The 16,697-nt window shown below is 68.6% G+C and carries 15 protein-coding genes; 11 read left to right on the top strand and 4 right to left on the bottom strand.

The features are described 5' to 3' along the window. The first annotated feature begins 113 nt into the window (after positions 1 to 113). Positions 114 to 758 (top strand): NAD(P)-dependent oxidoreductase, encoded by a 645-nt coding sequence (locus ABD230_RS03800; protein WP_344369569.1) that lies wholly within the window; start codon positions 114 to 116, stop codon positions 756 to 758. A gap of 48 nt (positions 759 to 806) precedes the next feature. Here ABD230_RS03800 and ABD230_RS03795 read toward each other — a convergent pair whose 3' ends face one another. The 4 genes from ABD230_RS03795 to ABD230_RS03780 all read right to left on the bottom strand — a co-directional run bounded on the left by ABD230_RS03795 (position 807) and on the right by ABD230_RS03780 (position 3,681). Further along, complete coding sequence (locus tag ABD230_RS03795) at positions 807 to 1,307, bottom strand: nuclear transport factor 2 family protein (RefSeq protein WP_344369568.1); 501 nt, start codon at positions 1,305 to 1,307, stop codon at positions 807 to 809. A gap of 7 nt (positions 1,308 to 1,314) precedes the next feature. Further along, on the bottom strand, positions 1,315 to 2,154 hold the full coding sequence (locus ABD230_RS03790; RefSeq protein ID WP_344369567.1) for a mycofactocin-coupled SDR family oxidoreductase: 840 nt from the start codon (positions 2,152 to 2,154) through the stop codon (positions 1,315 to 1,317). A gap of 11 nt (positions 2,155 to 2,165) precedes the next feature. Further along, the gene (locus ABD230_RS03785) at positions 2,166 to 3,002 is read right to left on the bottom strand and encodes a mycofactocin-coupled SDR family oxidoreductase (RefSeq protein ID WP_344369564.1); all 837 of its coding nucleotides are present in this window, start codon (positions 3,000 to 3,002) and stop codon (positions 2,166 to 2,168) included. A gap of 139 nt (positions 3,003 to 3,141) precedes the next feature. Further along, on the bottom strand, positions 3,142 to 3,681 hold the full coding sequence (locus ABD230_RS03780; RefSeq protein WP_344369561.1) for a MarR family winged helix-turn-helix transcriptional regulator: 540 nt from the start codon (positions 3,679 to 3,681) through the stop codon (positions 3,142 to 3,144). A 169-nt stretch (positions 3,682 to 3,850) separates the two neighbouring features. Between ABD230_RS03780 and ABD230_RS03775 the strand changes: the two genes are divergently transcribed. The 10 genes from ABD230_RS03775 to ABD230_RS03730 all read left to right on the top strand — a co-directional run bounded on the left by ABD230_RS03775 (position 3,851) and on the right by ABD230_RS03730 (position 16,640). Then, positions 3,851 to 4,348 (top strand): nuclear transport factor 2 family protein, encoded by a 498-nt coding sequence (locus ABD230_RS03775; RefSeq protein WP_344369560.1) that lies wholly within the window; start codon positions 3,851 to 3,853, stop codon positions 4,346 to 4,348. Positions 4,349 to 4,350: 2 nt separating this feature from the next. Beyond that, positions 4,351 to 5,910 carry a sugar ABC transporter ATP-binding protein gene (locus ABD230_RS03770; RefSeq protein WP_344369559.1) on the top strand — a complete coding sequence of 520 codons (1,560 nt, stop codon included), beginning with the start codon at positions 4,351 to 4,353 and terminating at the stop codon, positions 5,908 to 5,910. Positions 5,911 to 5,933: 23 nt separating this feature from the next. After that, positions 5,934 to 6,962, top strand: coding sequence for an ABC transporter permease (locus ABD230_RS03765; protein ID WP_344369558.1), 1,029 nt, complete (start codon positions 5,934 to 5,936; stop codon positions 6,960 to 6,962). A 62-nt stretch (positions 6,963 to 7,024) separates the two neighbouring features. Next, the gene (locus tag ABD230_RS03760) at positions 7,025 to 8,146 is read left to right on the top strand and encodes a sugar ABC transporter substrate-binding protein (protein WP_344369557.1); all 1,122 of its coding nucleotides are present in this window, start codon (positions 7,025 to 7,027) and stop codon (positions 8,144 to 8,146) included. A 79-nt stretch (positions 8,147 to 8,225) separates the two neighbouring features. Then, a complete protein-coding gene (locus ABD230_RS03755; RefSeq protein ID WP_344369556.1) occupies positions 8,226 to 8,885 on the top strand; it encodes an acyl-CoA-like ligand-binding transcription factor in 660 nt (219 codons plus the stop codon). Positions 8,886 to 8,922: 37 nt separating this feature from the next. Next, the gene (locus tag ABD230_RS03750) at positions 8,923 to 9,273 is read left to right on the top strand and encodes an EthD family reductase (protein WP_344369555.1); all 351 of its coding nucleotides are present in this window, start codon (positions 8,923 to 8,925) and stop codon (positions 9,271 to 9,273) included. A 178-nt stretch (positions 9,274 to 9,451) separates the two neighbouring features. After that, complete coding sequence (locus ABD230_RS03745; protein WP_344369554.1) at positions 9,452 to 10,915, top strand: purine-cytosine permease family protein; 1,464 nt, start codon at positions 9,452 to 9,454, stop codon at positions 10,913 to 10,915. Next, entirely contained in the window at positions 10,912 to 11,829 is a 918-nt protein-coding gene (locus ABD230_RS03740; RefSeq protein ID WP_344369553.1) for an arginase family protein, read from the top strand. Before ABD230_RS03745 ends, ABD230_RS03740 begins: the two co-directional genes overlap by 4 nt. A gap of 57 nt (positions 11,830 to 11,886) precedes the next feature. Further along, on the top strand, positions 11,887 to 12,810 hold the full coding sequence (locus ABD230_RS03735; protein WP_344369551.1) for an AraC-like ligand-binding domain-containing protein: 924 nt from the start codon (positions 11,887 to 11,889) through the stop codon (positions 12,808 to 12,810). A 233-nt stretch (positions 12,811 to 13,043) separates the two neighbouring features. Further along, positions 13,044 to 16,640 (top strand): glycosyl hydrolase, encoded by a 3,597-nt coding sequence (locus ABD230_RS03730; protein ID WP_344369549.1) that lies wholly within the window; start codon positions 13,044 to 13,046, stop codon positions 16,638 to 16,640. The last annotated feature ends 57 nt before the right edge of the window (positions 16,641 to 16,697 follow it).

Raw genomic sequence — 16,697 nt, 5'->3', positions numbered from 1 at the left:
GGAGGCTCGCGAGCGAGGCTCCGCGCCGAGTGCTCATGACGAACATATGCAAGCCCGGGTTGAATTGTCAAGGGTTTTACGATTGGCTGTGGGCCTCGGAAGGGAGCAATGACATGAACGTGATCATCTTCGGGGTGACCGGGTACGCCGGCGGCTGGATCGCGAGGGAACTGGTCGACCGCGGCCACCGGGTGACGGGGGTGTCACGGAACCCGGGGGAGGTGCCTGACGGCGTCGACGTGGTCCAGGGTGACCTTCGCGACTCGGACTTCGCGAGCCGGATCGCGGGCGGTGCCGACGTCGTCGTCGTCGCCGTGCGGCCGTCCGTCGTCGCGACGCCGGACCGGTCGTTCGCGGACGTCCTGCTGACCACGGCCATCCCGGCCGCCGAGCGCACGGGCGCCCGACTGGCGATCGTCGCCGGCTCGGGTACTCTCGTGGCACCGACCGGGCAGCGGGTGATGGACGCCCCGACGTTCAATCCCGCCTTCCTTCCGGAGTCGACGCAGCACGCCGCAGCGCTCGAGGCGCTGCGGGGGCTCGACGACGGTCCGGACTGGTTCGCGCTCAGCCCGCCGGCGCAGTTCGGCGCGGCGTTCGGCGGTTCGCGAACCGGGCGGTACACGGTCGGGGCGGATGCCCTGCTCGTCGACGAGCACGGCGTCTCGCGGATCTCCGGACCGGACTACGCCGTCGCCTTCGTCGACGAACTCGAGCGTCCACGACACCATCGGACGCGGTTCACCGTCGTCGGCTGAGCGGAGGGCGCCCGGTCCCACCCCACACGGAGCGGGACCGGGCGCTCGTCAGAACGGGCGGTCGAGTCCGTCCACGGCGCTGAGGATGAGCCAGCGATCGTCACGCTTCACCAGCGAGAAGACGTACACCGTCGTGGTCACGAGCTCGGCGACATCCTCGATCCCCACGATCGCGGAGTAGCACACGACCGTCGCCCGGTCCGCGGTGAGGTGCTCGACCAGCACGCTCCCCACGAGGTGGCGTCGCTGGTCGGATTGCGAGGCCATCACGTCCTCGAGCCAGGCGAGTACGTTCGCACGACCGGTGATGGTCTCGAGCGGTCCGGTGCCGACCCGGTACGCGAACGACACGTCGTCGACGACGAGCGCATCGATGACGTCGAGACGACGCTCGTCGTACGCGACGGCGTACCGTACGGCGGTCTCCTGCGCCAGCATCCGGTCGGCGAGCTCGGTGACGGTCGTGGGGACCCGGCTCGGCGGCTGCAGGTCCATGAGCCCGACCGTGTGCGCCCACGCGGGCGCGCACTTCTCCAGCCGATCACTCATGGCGGGCTCAGTTCCTGGTGTTCCGGCCGCCGTCGACCGGCAGTTGGATGCCGGTGACGAATCGCGACGCGTCCGAGGCGAGCCAGAGCACCGCCTCGGTGACGTCCTCGGGCTCCACCCACGGGATCGGCATGGCGTGCACCGACGAGAACCGTGGTCGCAGCGCCTCCTCGGTGCGCTCCTCGGGTGCGAGGTCGGGCGCGAAGAGGGCGTCCGTCATCTCGTTGCGGATCATCGGCGTGTTGGCGTTGGTCGGATTCACGGTGTTGACGCGGATGAACTCGGGAGCGAGCTCCAGCGCCATCGTCTGCATGAGCCCTACCACCGCATGCTTCGATGCGATGTAGTGGCCGAAGTTGGGGTCGGCCTTCATTCCCGAGATCGAGCTCGTGAGGACGATGGACCCGCCGCGACCGCCGGCGCGGATATGGGGGATCGCAGCCTTGCAGGTCTTCCACACGCCGGTGAGGTTCACGTCGATGACCTCGTTCCACTGTTCGGAGGTCAGCTCCTCGGCACGGCCCACTGAGAAGATCCCGGCGTTGGCGCTCACGATGTCGAGTCGACCGAACCGATCGACGCCCTCGTCCACGGTCGCCTTGACGGCGGCATAGTCGCGCACGTCGGTCTTCGTCGCGTGGATCCGGCCGCCGGCTTCCTCGACGAGCCGGACGGTCTCAGCGAGGTCGGCTTCGGTGGCGCCCGGGTAGCCGATCGTCGGGAGCGTCTCGGCGACGTCCAGGGCGATGATGTCGGCACCCTCGCGTGCGAATCGCACGGCGTGGGAGCGTCCCTGGCCGCGTGCCGCTCCGGTGATGAAGGCGACCTTGCCCTCGAGCTGTCCCATGTCGGTTCCTCTCACTTCAGCACAGCGCCGGCGTCGACGCTGAGGTTGATGCCGGTCACGTATCGCGCCTCGTCCGATGCGAGCCAGGCGACCGCATTCGAGACGTCGCGGGGCTCGACGAACGGGATGGGCATGGCGTTCAGGCCCTGGAAGCGCGGGTAGATCACCTCGGGCGTCCGCTCCTCGGGCGGCAGTTCGGGTGCGAAGAGAGAGTAGATCGCCTCGTTCTGCACCATCGTGGTGTCGACGACGGTCGGCGCGACCGTGTTGACGCGGATGAACTCGGGGGCGAGCTCGAGCGCCAGCGTGCGCATGAGGCCGACGACGCCGTGCTTGGCGGCGACGTAGCCCCCCGCGTTGGGAGCCCCCATCAGGGCGTACGTGGAACTCGTGAGGATGATGGCGCCTCCGCGGCCGCCGGCGCGGACGTGGGGGATCGACGCCTTCACCGCGTGCCAGACGCCGGTGAGGTTGATGGCGATCATGTTCGCCCAGGCGTCCTCCGTGAAGTCCTCGACCCGGGCGAAGCCCATGATGCCCGCGTTCGGCACCACGATGTCGAGCCGGCCGAACTCGGCGACGCCCGCGTCGACGGCGCCCTTGACGGCGTCGAAGTCGCGGACGTCGGCCTGTGTCGCCATGATCCGGCGACCGAGCGCCTCGACCTGGCGCACCGTCTCGGCCAGGTCGTCCGGTGTGGCCAGTGCGTACTGCATCGTCTCGATGTCGTGGGCGATGTCGATCGCGATGATGTCCGCGCCCTCTTCGGCGAGTCGGATCGCGTGCGACCTTCCCTGCCCTCGCGCCGCCCCCGTGATGAAGGCGACCTTTCCCTCCAGCGTGCCCATGACCGTCCTTTCTCCGGTTGGCGCGCGCTGGCCGCATTCGCGCTCACGGAGTCGGGCCGGCGTGGCCCCTCAGGCGGGCGCAGCAGCGCGCGTTACCCAGTAGAGCGATCAAAGCATTGATTGTCAAGACTTTGATTATCTAGTCGCGGAGGTTGACCCACTCGTCAGTGGCGACGTCGCCGAGTTTGCGGAGCAGCCGCACGAGTTCGGTTGCCTCGTCCGGTGCGAGGCCGGCCGTCCACTTCGATTCCTGGACGTTGTTCTCGCGCAGGGCGGCCTCGAGCGTGACCCGACCGGCGTCGGTGAGATCGAGCAGGATCTTCCGCTTGTCGCTGGGATCAGCGGTGCGCGTCACGAGGCCGAGGTTGTCGAGCGTGTTGGTCAGGCTCGAAACCGCCGCTCGGCTCATTCCGCTCTGGGAGGCCGCGGCCTTCGACTCCATCGTGCCGCTGACCCAGATCGTGAACATCAGCCGGAACGCCGGCCAGCTCAGTCCGCGCGGCCGGTGCACCGACGACTCGAGGTCGTAGGTGATGACGTTCGCGACTCGGTGCAGCCACAGCACGATGCTCATCGCATCGGCGTCCGTCTCGGGGAAGCGCTCCTTGGTCCGCTCGACCGCCAGGTCGGCGATCCCGAGGGAGTCGGAGCGCTCCGCAGTCTCGTGGCCGCCGCTCATGTCGTGAACCATAGCATCCCGATACCGACTCGGAAGTAGAGGTTGTAAAGACTTTGATGATCGGCTATCGTCACCGACACAGTGGTTGATAAAACCTTGAACTAGTTGAGTCGAGCAGTGCGGCCCGATCCCCGATCCCGGCCTCCGTCGACTCGGAACGGAGATCGTGATGACCGCATCGCTGACACCGGGCTGGGCCCACTCGGGCGGCTTCCTCTCGCTCGGCGACGGAGCGAACGCCGGCGTCGATGCGGGCGGCGCGGACCGCCTCGAGATCCTCAACGTCCTCAGTCGATACGCCTGGTCGTACGACGAACGGCAGCTCGACTCGCTCGGTTCCGTCTTCACCGAGGACGCGGTCTGGTTGGGCAGCGTCAAGGGCGACTTCGAGATCGAGCCGATCCGGACACGCGACGGCATCGTCGACTGGCTCCGCGGGCACATGGACTCGCAGGCGGACCAGCGACGGCACAACATCATCAATGCCGTGGTCACCGAACAGGCGGACCGAAGCGCACGGGTGCTGTCCTACCTCCTGCTCACGTCAGCGACCGATGAGGGAGTGCGCGTGGTCACGACCGGCGTCTACGACACGGAGCTCATCAAGGACGACTCCGGCGCCTGGCGCATCTCGCGCTTCTTCGGCGGCTTCGACTTCCCCTTCTGATCATGGACCGCATCGACGGCGCGGACGCCATCCGACTGGAGCACCTGTCGGTCTCGTTCGCCGGCCAGAAGGCACTCGACGACGTCTCCGTCTCCATCGGGCGAGGGAAGGTCACCGCGCTGCTCGGCATGAACGGCTCCGGGAAGTCCACCCTCATCAAGGTGCTCGCGGGAATCTATGCACCGGATGACGGCGCGCAGCTGTTCCTCGACGGCACCCGGATGCATCTCCCGCTCACGCCCAAGCTCGCCCACGAGCACGGCCTGCGGTTCCTCCACCAGGACGTCGGGCTCGTGCAACAGCTCACCGTGGCCGACAACTTCGCCTTCGTCGACCGATTCCAGACGAACCCCCTCGGAGCGATCGAACGGCGACGGCAGCATCGGCGGGTCCAGGCGGCCCTCGACCGGTTCGGCCTCCCCGTCGAGCCGGGGCAGCTCGTGAGCGACCTCAATCCGACGCTGCAGACGATGGTCGGCGTCGCGCGGGCGTTCCAGGGAGACGACGGCGAGGCCTCCGCCTTCGAGAAGAACATCCTCATCCTCGACGAGCCCACCGCGTCGCTTCCCGGCCACGAGGTCGAGGCACTGCTGCAGATGGTCGAAGACCTGCGCGCGCAGGGGGGCACCGTCATCTACGTCAGCCACCGTTCCGAGGAGGTCAAGCGCCTCGCAGACCAACTCGTCATCCTGCGCGACGGCCGGCTGGTCGCCGACGAGCCCGCCGGCGACCTCACGATCGACGAACTCGTGACGCGGATCGTCGGCCACCGCGTCGAGAAGAACGCCGGGGCGCAGCGCTCCGCAGCGCGGGACCAGGTCGTCCTGGAGACCCGCGGCCTGTCCGGACCCAGGCTGCGCGACGTCGACCTCACCGTCCACGCGGGCGAGATCGTCGGCGTCACCGGGCTCGTCGGCTGCGGTCGCAGTGAGCTCGTCCGCATCCTCAGCGGCGCCCAGCAGCCGACGGGGGGAGCGGTGAGCATCGACGGCACGGCGTTCAGCCCGCGCTCACCCTTCCAGGCCATCGGCGAGGGCGTCGCATCCGTACCACAGGAGCGGCGGCGCGACGGGGTCGTCCTTCCCATGTCGGTCGTGGAGAACCTCACCCTCGGCAACCTCGGGCCGGTCCTCTCGCGCGGCTACCTCGGCGCCGCACGCGAGAAGCGCGTCGCCGACGGGATGCGACGCGAGTACTCGATCAAGGCCGCCGACATGGATGCCCCCGTCGGCCTCCTCTCCGGAGGGAACCAGCAGAAGGTCGTCGTCGCCCGTGCCGCGTCCCATCGCAGCGCCCTGCTCCTCCTCGACGAGCCCACGCAGGGCGTCGACGTGCACGCGAAGGAGGAGATCGCCGACATCATCCGACGCCTCGCCGCGGACGGCGTGGCGATCATCCTCGCCTCGACCGACTTCGAGGGATTCGTCGGCCTGTGCGACCGCGTCGTCGTCCTGGACCGCGGGGCCGTGTTCGGAACCCTCGAGGGCGCCGACATCACCGAGGCCGGCATCGCGGCGCTGTGCGCACGGTCCGGAGCCCTCGTCGAAACCTCAGGCTCATGAACCCGCTAGCGAAGGAGCTCGGCATGTCCACCACCACCCCGCCCCCCGGCGCAGCGCCGGCGACGGCCCCCGAGGCGGAGCGCGCGGCACCCAAGCGAACGCGGCGTCGCGGCTTCTCGACCATCGTGCGCAATTACGGCGTGGTCGGGTTCCTCGTGCTGCTGGTGCTCGTCTTCTCGCTCCTGCTGCCCGCGACGTTCCCGACGGCGGCCAACTTCCAGGCCATCCTCACGGACCAGTCGATCCCGATCATCCTCGCGCTCGCGGTCGTGCTGCCGCTGGCCGCCGGCGAGTTCGACCTGTCGATCGGCGCCGTGCTGGGATTCAGCGCCATCACCGCGATCGGCCTGTCGAACCTCGGCCTGCCGATGGTCGTCGCCATCGCCGGAGCCTTGGCCGTCGGCCTCGTCGCGGGCGCCATCAACGCGTTCTTCGTGGTGAGGGTCCGCATGAACGCCTTCATCGCCACCCTCGCGCTCGCGACCGTGCTCTCGGGACTGAACCTGCTCGTGACGGCGAGCTCGTTGCTCGTGCTCGACGACTCCGCGTACGGCGCGATCACCAAGACGAAGGTGCTCGGCATCCAGGTCGTCCTTGCCTACGCGATCGTCGTTGCGCTCGTGCTCTACTACGTCCTCGAGAAGACGCCGTTCGGGCGGTACCTGCGGGCGACGGGCATGGGCCGGGATGCCGCGCGGCTCAGCGGGGTCAGGGTCGACCGGTACCTCGCGCTCGCCTTCATCATCGCAGGCGGCCTCGCCGGCTTCGCCGGAGCGCTCCTCGCCTCTCGCGGAGGCACCGCAGCGCCCACGCTCGGCCCGGAGTACCTCCTGCCGGCGTACGCCGCGGCGTTCCTCGGTGCGACCACGATCCGCCCCGGCTACTTCAACGTCTGGGGGACGGTGATCGGGGTCTTCCTCCTCGCCGTCGGCAGCAACGGCCTGACCCTCATGGGCGCGGCGACCTGGGTCACCAACATCTTCAACGGCCTCGCCCTGCTCGCCGCCGTCACTGTCTCCCTGATCGTCGGACGTCGCCGAACGTCGTCCTGACCCGAGCGAACCAACCAGATGTCCCCCCGCGGGACGATTCCACACGAACAGAAAGTACCGACATGAAGACACAGCATCACAAGGTCGTGACGGGTGCTCTCGGCATCCTGGCACTTCTGGCACTCTCGGCCTGTTCGGGCCAGGGAACCTCGGATTCGGGCGGCGGGGACGCCGCCGGCGGGGACACCTCGGCCGCGGAGGAGGTGGTCGCCGAGGCGACCGCCGAGATCACCGGAGGGGCGATCCCCGAGTCGTCGCCCGCGATCGCCGAGGACAAGCTCGTGATCGGCATCCCGTGCGCCTACGCGGCGGAAGGCTGCAAGCGCGGCGTCGACGCCGTCGAGGAGGCGGCCGGCGAACTCGGGTGGGAGTACCAGATGATCGACCCTGCGGGCGACCCCGAGCAGATGCGCGAGGCCGTCCGCACCGCGATCCAGCTCGGAGCCGACGGGATCTTCCTCGGCGCGCTCCCTTCGGCGGTCGTCGCCGACGAGGTCGCCGACGCCCGCAGCGCCGGGATCAAGGTCGTGAACATGTACGAGCCCGCACCCGACGACTTCGCCGACGCGAACTCGATGTCGGACCACTACCAGGCCGGCTACTGGAACGCCGCGTACGTGGCGGTCGCGACCGAAGGTGCGGGCAAGATCATCACGGTGAACGACCCCGAATTCCCGTCGGTGACCACGTGGTACGAAGGCTTCACCGACGGTCTCGCCGAGCTCTGCCCGGGCTGCACCGTCGTGCGCGAGCTGACGTTCCAGATCGCGAACCTGCAGAGCCAGGTCCCGGTCGACTTCCAGGCCGCGCTCACCGCGAACCCGGACACCGACGCCGTATGGACGGCGTACGACCCCGTCTACGCCGCGATCCAGCCCGTGATCGAGCGCTCGGACAACGCCGACCTCATCGTCGTCTCGCACAACGGCGACCCGTTCGCGGTCGATGACATCGAGTCCGGCGACAAGCCCCTGAAGGCGTCGGTGGCCTACTCGATCGAATGGCAGTCGTACGCGGCGGTCGACCAGATGAACCGGTTGTTCGCCGACGAACTCGAGGGGGAGCAGGCCGACTTCGTCGTCCCCCAGAAGCAGCTGACGATCGACAACATCACGTCGAACCCGTTCGACGGGGACTACGACTGGAAGGCCGACTACCTCGCCATCTGGGACTCGGCGAGCTGACACGCATCGGGTGGGGCGACGTGGAGTTCGATCTCGTCGCCCCACCGGTGATCGGGCAGTCGAGGACCGGAGACGGGGCATGACGCAGGCGGGCACGGTGCAGCGCCGACGAGGGCGGGCGCAGGTCACCGATCGCGGCGAGCTCGGCCGGATCGGCCTGGACCTGATGATCGAACGCGGCTTCGACGCCGTCTCGGTCGAGGACATCGCCTCCGCCGCGGGGATCGCCCGGAGGACCTACTTCAGCTACTTCTCCTCGAAGAGCGAGGTGGTCTGGGGCGACTTCGACGGCCTCCTCGCGCGATTCCGTGCCGACCTCGACGGCACCGACACCGCGACGAGCGCGATCGAGTCGATCCGAGAAGCCGTTCGGAGGTTCAACCGGATCCCGGACGCGGAGATCGTGCGGCACCGCCGCCGCATGCGGATGATCATCGAGACGCCGCAGCTCGTCGCGCACTCCGCGGTGCGGTACGCCGACTGGCGCGCCGTCATCGTCGACTACCTGGCGCGACGCGAGCGCGTCGCGAGGAGCTCCGTCGTCCCGGTCGCGGTGTCATGGGCCTGCCTCGGCGTCTCCATGGCAGCCTACGAGCAGTGGGTCGCCGAACCGGATGCGGATCTCGCCACGCTGATCGACGAGGCGTTCCGAGGACTGCGCGATGCCTTCGCCGAAGTCCTCGACCCGGACCCCGCGCAACCGCGCGCAAGCGCGGAGCGGCGGCCGCCGGACCACTGACACCGGGTGGATGGCGGAACCACGAGAAAGGGCGGACATGTACACCATCGCGTTCTTCACCCGGCGGGTGCCGGGTATGTCGAGGGAGCAGTTCTTCGACCACTACCGCGGCACGCACTACGACCTCGCCGTCCGGATGCCCGGGCTCGTGTCGTACCAGCAGTCCGAGCTCGCCCACGGCGACGAACGGTGGCCCCCGTCGGCGCCGTTCGAGCCGTTCGACGCGCTCTCGCTCTACACGTTCGAATCCCGCGAAGCCGCGGTCGCGGCGTTCACGTCGGCGGAGGGTCTCGAGGTGGATGCCGACACGCCGGGATTCATGGAGTGGTCCTCGATCCTGTCCGCACCTGCCGAGGTGATCCGACGGTTCGACGCCGACACAGGGTGATCGGCGTTTCCGCCGCGCGATCGGCGTTCTCGACGCGTGAGCGTTTCGGAATCGTGAACTCGCGCCCTGCCGTCGCTCCACGGCTGGCGGCGTCGACGCGGTCCTCCTATCCATGGAGGACGAGTCCCGGCGCACCGGCGCCGGAGCCGCCCCCGCTCCCAGACTGAAAGGAGTCGTCATGAGTGATCGACCAGCCGTCATCGAGACGCACTCGTTCGACTACATCCCGCCGACCGAACGATCCGGCACCATCAGCTCGCAGGTGCGCTTCTGGTTCATGGTCAACGCGACCCTGATCACGGCGTTCACCGGAGCCGTCGGGCCGCTGTTCGGGATGAGCCTGTCGTGGACGCTCGTCGCAATCGTCACCGGCACCATCGCCGGCACGCTCTTCCAGGCATTCCACGGTGCGCAGGGCCCGCACATGGGGCTGCCCCAGATGATCCAGAGCCGGGTCCAGTTCGGCTCCCGCGGCGCGATCGTCCCGATCCTCGCCGCGACGATCGTCCCGATCGGGTTCGCGATCTTCTTCGTGCAGACCGGCGCCGCCGCGTTCACCGACCTCGTGCCCGCTACCGGCTTCCAGCTCCCCCAGGTCGTGATCGGCGTGCTCGCCATCGTCCTGGCGATCGTCGGCTACCGACTCATCGTCCGGTTCGAGGGGATCCTCGCGTACATCATGGGCGCCAACCTCGTCCTGCTGACCGTGGCGGCGATCGCCGTCCTGCCCCTCGGGGAGCTCCTCTCCGTCGGGACGGTGACGGTCGTCGCCTTCCTCGCGCAGTTCGGCGCCTCGGCGAGCTACCAGATCGCGATCGCCCCGATCGTCTCCGACTACACGCGGTACCTGCCCGAGCGGATGCCTGCGGCGGCCGTCTCCGCGTCCGTCTTCGTCGGCACGACCCTCTCGGCCGTATGGATCGAGAGCCTGGGCGCCGCGGTCTCGCTCTCGTACCCCGACACGGACGTCATCTCCGGCATCCGTCTCATGGGTGACGAATGGGGCTTCGGACTCGGCATCGCCACGATGGCCATCGCGATCGTCGTGTGCCTCGTGACCGCGTCGATCAGCTTCTACAGCGGGAGCGTCTCGTTCCTCAGCGCCCTCGAGGCCTTCCGGCCGTTGAAGCCGACCGCGCGGCTGCGCGGCTGGACGATCTCCATCGCGGGCGCGCTCGCACTCGTGGCCGGGCTCGCAATGCCCGACGACATCCTGACCGGCTTCTCCACGTTCCTGCTGCTGCTCGGCTACCTCCTGATCCCGTGGACCGCCGTCAACCTCACCGACTACTACCTGGTACGCCGCGGCCGCTACTCGATCAGCGACATCCTCCGCAGCGACGGAGGCATCTACGGTCGCTGGGGCGGGCGCGGGCTGATCGCCTACGCGCTCGGCATCGTCGCGATGGTCCCGTTCTTCAGTACCGGCTTCTACACCGGCCCGGTGGCCGCTGCCCTGGACGGCGCCGACATCTCGTTCGTGATCGGACTGATCGTCTCAGCTGTCGCCTACCTGCTCCTCATGCGGTCGGTCGACATCGACGCCGAACTCGTCGCCGTCAGGACGGCGCCCATCAACACCCTCGGCTTCGCGGAGACCGCCTCGCCGCGATCGCCCATCATCGGAACGGAATCGTCATGAGTTCGATCGAGAACACGCCGGGGGCACGCGCCGCGGCATCCGCCGGGACCACCCTCCGGCTGGTCTGGCCCTCCTGGCAGGGAGCCGGCGCGGCAAGCGTGGAGCACTTCGCGTCGGAGTTCCCGCTCGACGTCGCGCGCAGGGGCTACTCGGTCGGCACCGCCGTGCTCGAGGCGGTGCTCGGCCCCCACGACGGCCCCACCGCACGCGTCGAGGTGCCGATGGGCGACGAGGGGCTCGAGCTGCGCGACGGCATCGAGGCGAAGGACGCGGTCGTGGCCCAGCTCGGTCGTGCGCTCGACGTCCTCGCGGACCATGCGCCCGACCGCGTGCTGACCCTCGGCGGCGACTGCGCAGTGAGCGTCGCGCCGTTCACGGCGCTCGCAGAACGGTACGGTGACGACCTCGCCGTCGTGTGGATCGACTCGCACCCCGACGTCGGCACGCCGGCGAGCGAGTATCCGGGTTATCACGCGATGGCAGTGAGCGCGATCACCGGCCACGGCGATCCCGATATCGTCGCGCTCCTGCCTGCCACGGTCGCGCCGTCGAGGGTCGCCCTGGCGGGACTGCACTCGTGGACCGAGGACGACTTCCCGAACGCCGCGGAGTGGGGGCTGTCGACGTTCAGCCCCGCCGACCTGCGGGCCTCGACCGCGCCGCTGCTCGAGTGGCTCGCCGTCACCGGGTGCGCGAAGGTCGCGATCCACCTCGACGTCGACGTGGTCGACAGCAACGAGGCGGTGTTCGGGCTCGGCGTCGAACCCGACGGGCTGACGACCACGGACGTACGTCGCATCATGACCGACCTGGGGTCGAGGGCCGACGTCGTCGCCGTGACCGTGGCGGAGTACGTCCCGAGGCAGGTGATCCGGATGCAGCGTCTCCTCGACGGTCTGCCGCTGATCCCGTGATGCAACCTCCAACCTTCTCGAAACAGGCCTGTGATCTGGGGGTCCGATAATCGCATCATGGAGATCGTCTCCGTCGTGGATCGTGACGGATGGGGCTCGGCAGTCGGCCGGAGCTTCTATCCGCTGTCGGTGGTGACGACCGGGGAGCGATTCGAGGCCGTCATCCGCCAGACCCAGCTCGGCCGCGGAGTGCGCATCGCCGAGGTCGATTGCGGGCCGAACGACCTCCTCCGCACCCGACGCCTGCTGCGCGATTCCCCATCCGATGACCTCCTGCTGCTCGTACAGCTCGAAGGGGTGTCGGAACTCAGCCAGGCGGATCGCGAGGTGCGACTGGCGGCTGGAGTGGCCACGCTGTGCGACCCGCTCACCGAGTACCGGGTCCGGTCCGCGGAGTCCTCGCACCAGTTGGTGATCCTCCTGCCGCGCGAGGTCATCCGGAACCTCGCGATGCCGATCAGCTCCACCCGGCTCCGCCCGCTCGATCCGCGACTCGTCTCCCTGCGCGCGCTCACCTCCGTCGTCGGGGAAGCGATGTCGCAGGGGGACGACCTCGACTTCGCCGAATCGGACGCGATCGCGGGCGTCGTGGTCGACCTCGCGCGCTCGATGCTCGTGAAGGCGACCGGAGCCTCCCGCCGCCCGCGCTCGCGGGAGGAGCTCACCGCGACCGCGCTCGCGTTCATCCGGGACCACCACGCCGACCCTGCGCTCACGCCGCAGGTGCTCGCCGACGCCGTCGAGGTGTCGCCCCGGGCGTTGACGACGCTCCTGCGAGAACACGGCTCACCGAGTCGCTTGATCCGCGACGAGCGCCTGCGACAGGCGCGGGCGATGCTGGCCGACCCCCGATTCGACCGCGATTCCATCGGTCGGATCGCGCTCCGCACCGGATTCGCAGACCAGACGACGTTCATCCGAGCCTTCCGTCGCGCGTTCGACGACCTTCCGTCCGACGTGAGGAACCACCAGTCGGTGTGACTTCTCGCAACGCCGCGCTCCAGGGAGCAGGCGTGTATCCGCCGGCGATCCGCGGTCCGCCGCGGGTGCCGTCGCGCGTCGCCGAAATCGCTATTGCACAGAGCGCAGCTGATGTGGCAGTCTCGTGGTGCCTCGCCGCTGAATCGATTCACTATCGGTTCAGGTGAGGCATCCCTGCTCAGCGTCGAGCATCATCGGCGCGGGCGAAAACTGCCGAACAGAGAGGACAAGCGATGTTGCTTGGACAGAGGCATCGATCACGGTCGATCGCACTCGGGTGCGCCATCACCCTGGGCGCAACCCTCATCGCCGGGGCGTCGATCCCGGCGCTCGCCGCAGGCGAGACGCAGGCGCCGACCGGAGTCGAGGTGTTCCAGAACCCGCCGACCGACGCGAAGCCGATGGCCCGGATGTGGTTCCCGGACGGCGGCGCGGGCGCCACCGAGGAGGGGCGCGCACAGGTGGCCGACGAGATCCGGAAGCTCGCCGAAGGCGGCTACGGCGGCGTCGAGATCCAGTACCTCGCCGACTCGGGCCGGTACAACAACGCCGAGGCCGCCGAGTTCGGGTTCGGCAGCCCCAACTGGCAACGCGTCCTGAAGACGATCCTCGCGACCGCGAACTCGATCGAAGACGGCTTCAAGATCGACATCACGATCACATCGCACTGGCCGCCGGTCGTGAACACCATCGACCCGAACGACGACGATCAGCAGAAGCAGGCCACGCAGGCCTACGCGAAGATCACGCAGGAGGCGCTCGACGCGGGGTCGATCAACGTGCCGGTGCCGGCGCAGCGCGTGAAGGACTTCTCGAACACCTCGTCGCTGATCGCCGACTTCCTGTCCGTCGACGAGCTCACCGGCGTTGCGATCGCCCGCGTCAAGAGCGTGACGAACAACACGCCCCAGTTGGAGCTGGTCACCCTGGCCGACCTCACGGATTCGGCCGAGAAGCGCACCGTCACCGCCGAGGAGATCGAGAGCGGCGCCAGCTACCGGACGATCGACGGCGTCGACTTCGCGGGGTACCCGGGCGGCATCCCCGACGAGGAGTACGCCGCCGCCAAGGGCCTCAACTACGCCGACATCCTCGCGAAGTTCGGACCTGAGCCGAGCGACCCCGACTTCGACGGCAAGATCGACGAGGACGGCAACCGCAAGCGGCTCGCGGACTGGCAGTTCCTGTACAGCGTGGACGTCGACGCGGCCGGCCTCGGGTCGTACTCGCCGTCCGCCGGCGCCGGATACGCCGTCGGCGACTACGTCATCATCGGCAACTACTTCCGCGGAACCGCCCAGATCATGTCGGGCGGCGAGTCCGTGACCATGAAGAACCGGACCTACGCGACGGACTACTTCCGCGAGGAGGGTGTCCAGCGCATCTTCGACTTCTGGTCGGACAACATCCTCGACGACGAACTGCGCGCACTCCTGCTCGAGAACGCGGAGGCCAACGGTGCGAGCATCTTCGAGGACTCGATCGAGGTGAACCGGCAGGGCCCGATCTGGACGGCGGACCTGCTCGACGAGATCGAGGAGTACAAGGGCTACGACGCGCAGAAGTACGCGTCGGTCCTCTCGACCACCTCGACGACGCTCTTCGACGACAGCTCCGCAGTCACGCGCCTTCGCGAGGACTACAACCTCACGCTCGGCAAGCTCTTCGAGGAGGAGCACGCCGCTCCGATCAGCGAGTGGGCGTCGGAGTTCGGCTACGACTACCGAGCCCAGGCGTATTCGCTCACCGGCCTCGACATCGCCGCCGCGGCCGCCGCGGTCGACATCCCGGAGGGCGACAACTCCACCGCGGGAGACGGCCTCCGAACGCTCGCCGGCGCCGTCAACCTGACCGGGAAGAAGTTCCTCTCGATGGAGTCCTTCACCGACGGCAACACGACCTACAGCGCGACCTGGCTGCGGGTGCTCAAGGCGAACAACCGCTACATCTCGTCCGGCGTGAACCGGAACATCCTCCACGGCACGCCGTACCGCACCGCCTTCAACGGCAACGCGAGCGCGTGGCCCGGCTGGACGTTCCGCGGCACCTACGGCGCGTTCTCACCGCGGCAGGCGTACTGGGAGGACTTCGACCAGTTCGCCGGCTACCTCTCGCGCACCCAGGCCGTCATGCAGAGCGGCACGGCGGACGTGGACTTCGTCGTGCTCCAGGGCACGAACTCGTCGTTCTCGCTGCAGGGTGGCAACTCGCTGTCCTCGCTCCTCAACGTGGGCTACAGCTACAACATCATCAGCCCGAGCCTCCTGAACGTGGAGTCCGCGGTCGTCAGCGACGGAGTCCTCGCCGCGGACGGTCCGTCGTACAAGGCGCTCGTCATGAAGGACGCCACGACGCTGGATGTGGCATCCGTCCGGAAGCTGAACGAGTACGCGGAGGGCGGCCTGCCCGTCGCACTGCTGAACAGCAACGTGACGCGCGTCTACGGGACGAGCGCCGGTGGCAACACCGACGCTTCGCTCCTCGCGGAGCTCGCCGAGCTGACCGATCGGCCGAACGTGAAGGTGGTCGCCAACCAGAACGACCTGCTGACCTGGTTCCGTGAGATCGGCGTCGCGTCGGACGTCGCGTACGACACGCCGAACCTTCAAGCGAGCAAGCGCGTGACCGAGGAGGCCGACTACTTCTACTTCTACAACGGCAACCAGGGCACCTCGCCGAACAATTCGCCGAGGGTCACCGCCGGACCGGTGAGCAGCGTCGTCACGCTCGACGGTGTCGGCGTTCCGTTCGAGCTCGACGCCACGACGGGCGAGGTGACGCCGATCGCCGAGTACTCGATCGCCGACGGTGCGACGACCTTGGAGATCAGCGTCGAGGAGGAAGGGGCGAAGATCATCGCGCTTGCGAAGGATGCCGACGCCTTCCCGACCGCGCCGACCCTGTTCGCGACGGCGTCGTCGGGTGGAACCGTGCGCTACGAGGACGGCGCGGTCCGACTCGCCGTCACCGAGCCGGGAACCTACACGGTGGACCTCTCCGACGGTGGGACGACGACGGTCGACGTGCAGGACGTCGCACAGCCGATCGACCTCGCGAGCGGCTGGGACCTCGAGATCCAGGGCTTCGGTCCGGATGCCGCGGCGAACACCGTGGATCCGACCGTGTCGAAGCGCACGACCGTCTCGTTCGACGACGTCGCCCTGCAGTCCTGGTCGGCGCTCCCCGCGACGCCGGAACAGCTGAGCGCGCTCGGAGTGGCGGCCATGAACAAGGTCTCAGGCATCGGAACGTACACCAGGACGTTCACGCTGCCCGACGACTGGTCGGGGACGGACGGGGCTCGTCTGCGGCTCACGCACGGCTGGGACATGGTCACGGGAGTGTCGGTGAACGGGGAGTCCGCCGGCGCGGTGAGCCAGTGGACCAACGCGGTCGACATCGGCGACCTGCTCCACGCGGGCGAGAACAGCATCGAGATCAAGGTCGACACGACACTGGCGTCTCGGGTGAGCAACACGATCCAGGCGTACGGGCTGACTGCAGCAATCGTCACTCCGACCGCCGAAGCGCTCGTCGACCTCGCGCTCGATGTCGCCGCGCAGTCGAAGTGCACGGGCGCCCGGGCCGTGGTGACCGTCACGGCGGAGAACACCGACGACTTCGCCTTCGACGTCGAGTTCTCCACTCCGTACGGGGACAAGGCCTATGACGACCCCGTCAAGGCGGGCAAGTCGGTGTCCAAGCCGTTCAGCACCCAGAAGGGCGCGATCGAGGCCGGAGCGGCCGTGGTCACGGCCAGCGCGGAGTTCGACGGCATCTCGGTCGTGACCGAACGCAGCGCGGAGTTCGAGGCCGCGACCTGCAAGTAGGTCCACGGAGGGCGGGGGCCGCCTGCCGATCAGGCGGCCCCCGTCGCGGGCCGGACG

The organism is Agromyces tropicus (genome assembly GCF_039531345.1).
GTDB classification, from domain to species: domain Bacteria; phylum Actinomycetota; class Actinomycetes; order Actinomycetales; family Microbacteriaceae; genus Agromyces; species Agromyces tropicus.
The sequence above is the reverse complement of the archived record's forward strand: the minus strand, read 5'-3'. Positions and strand labels throughout refer to the sequence as shown.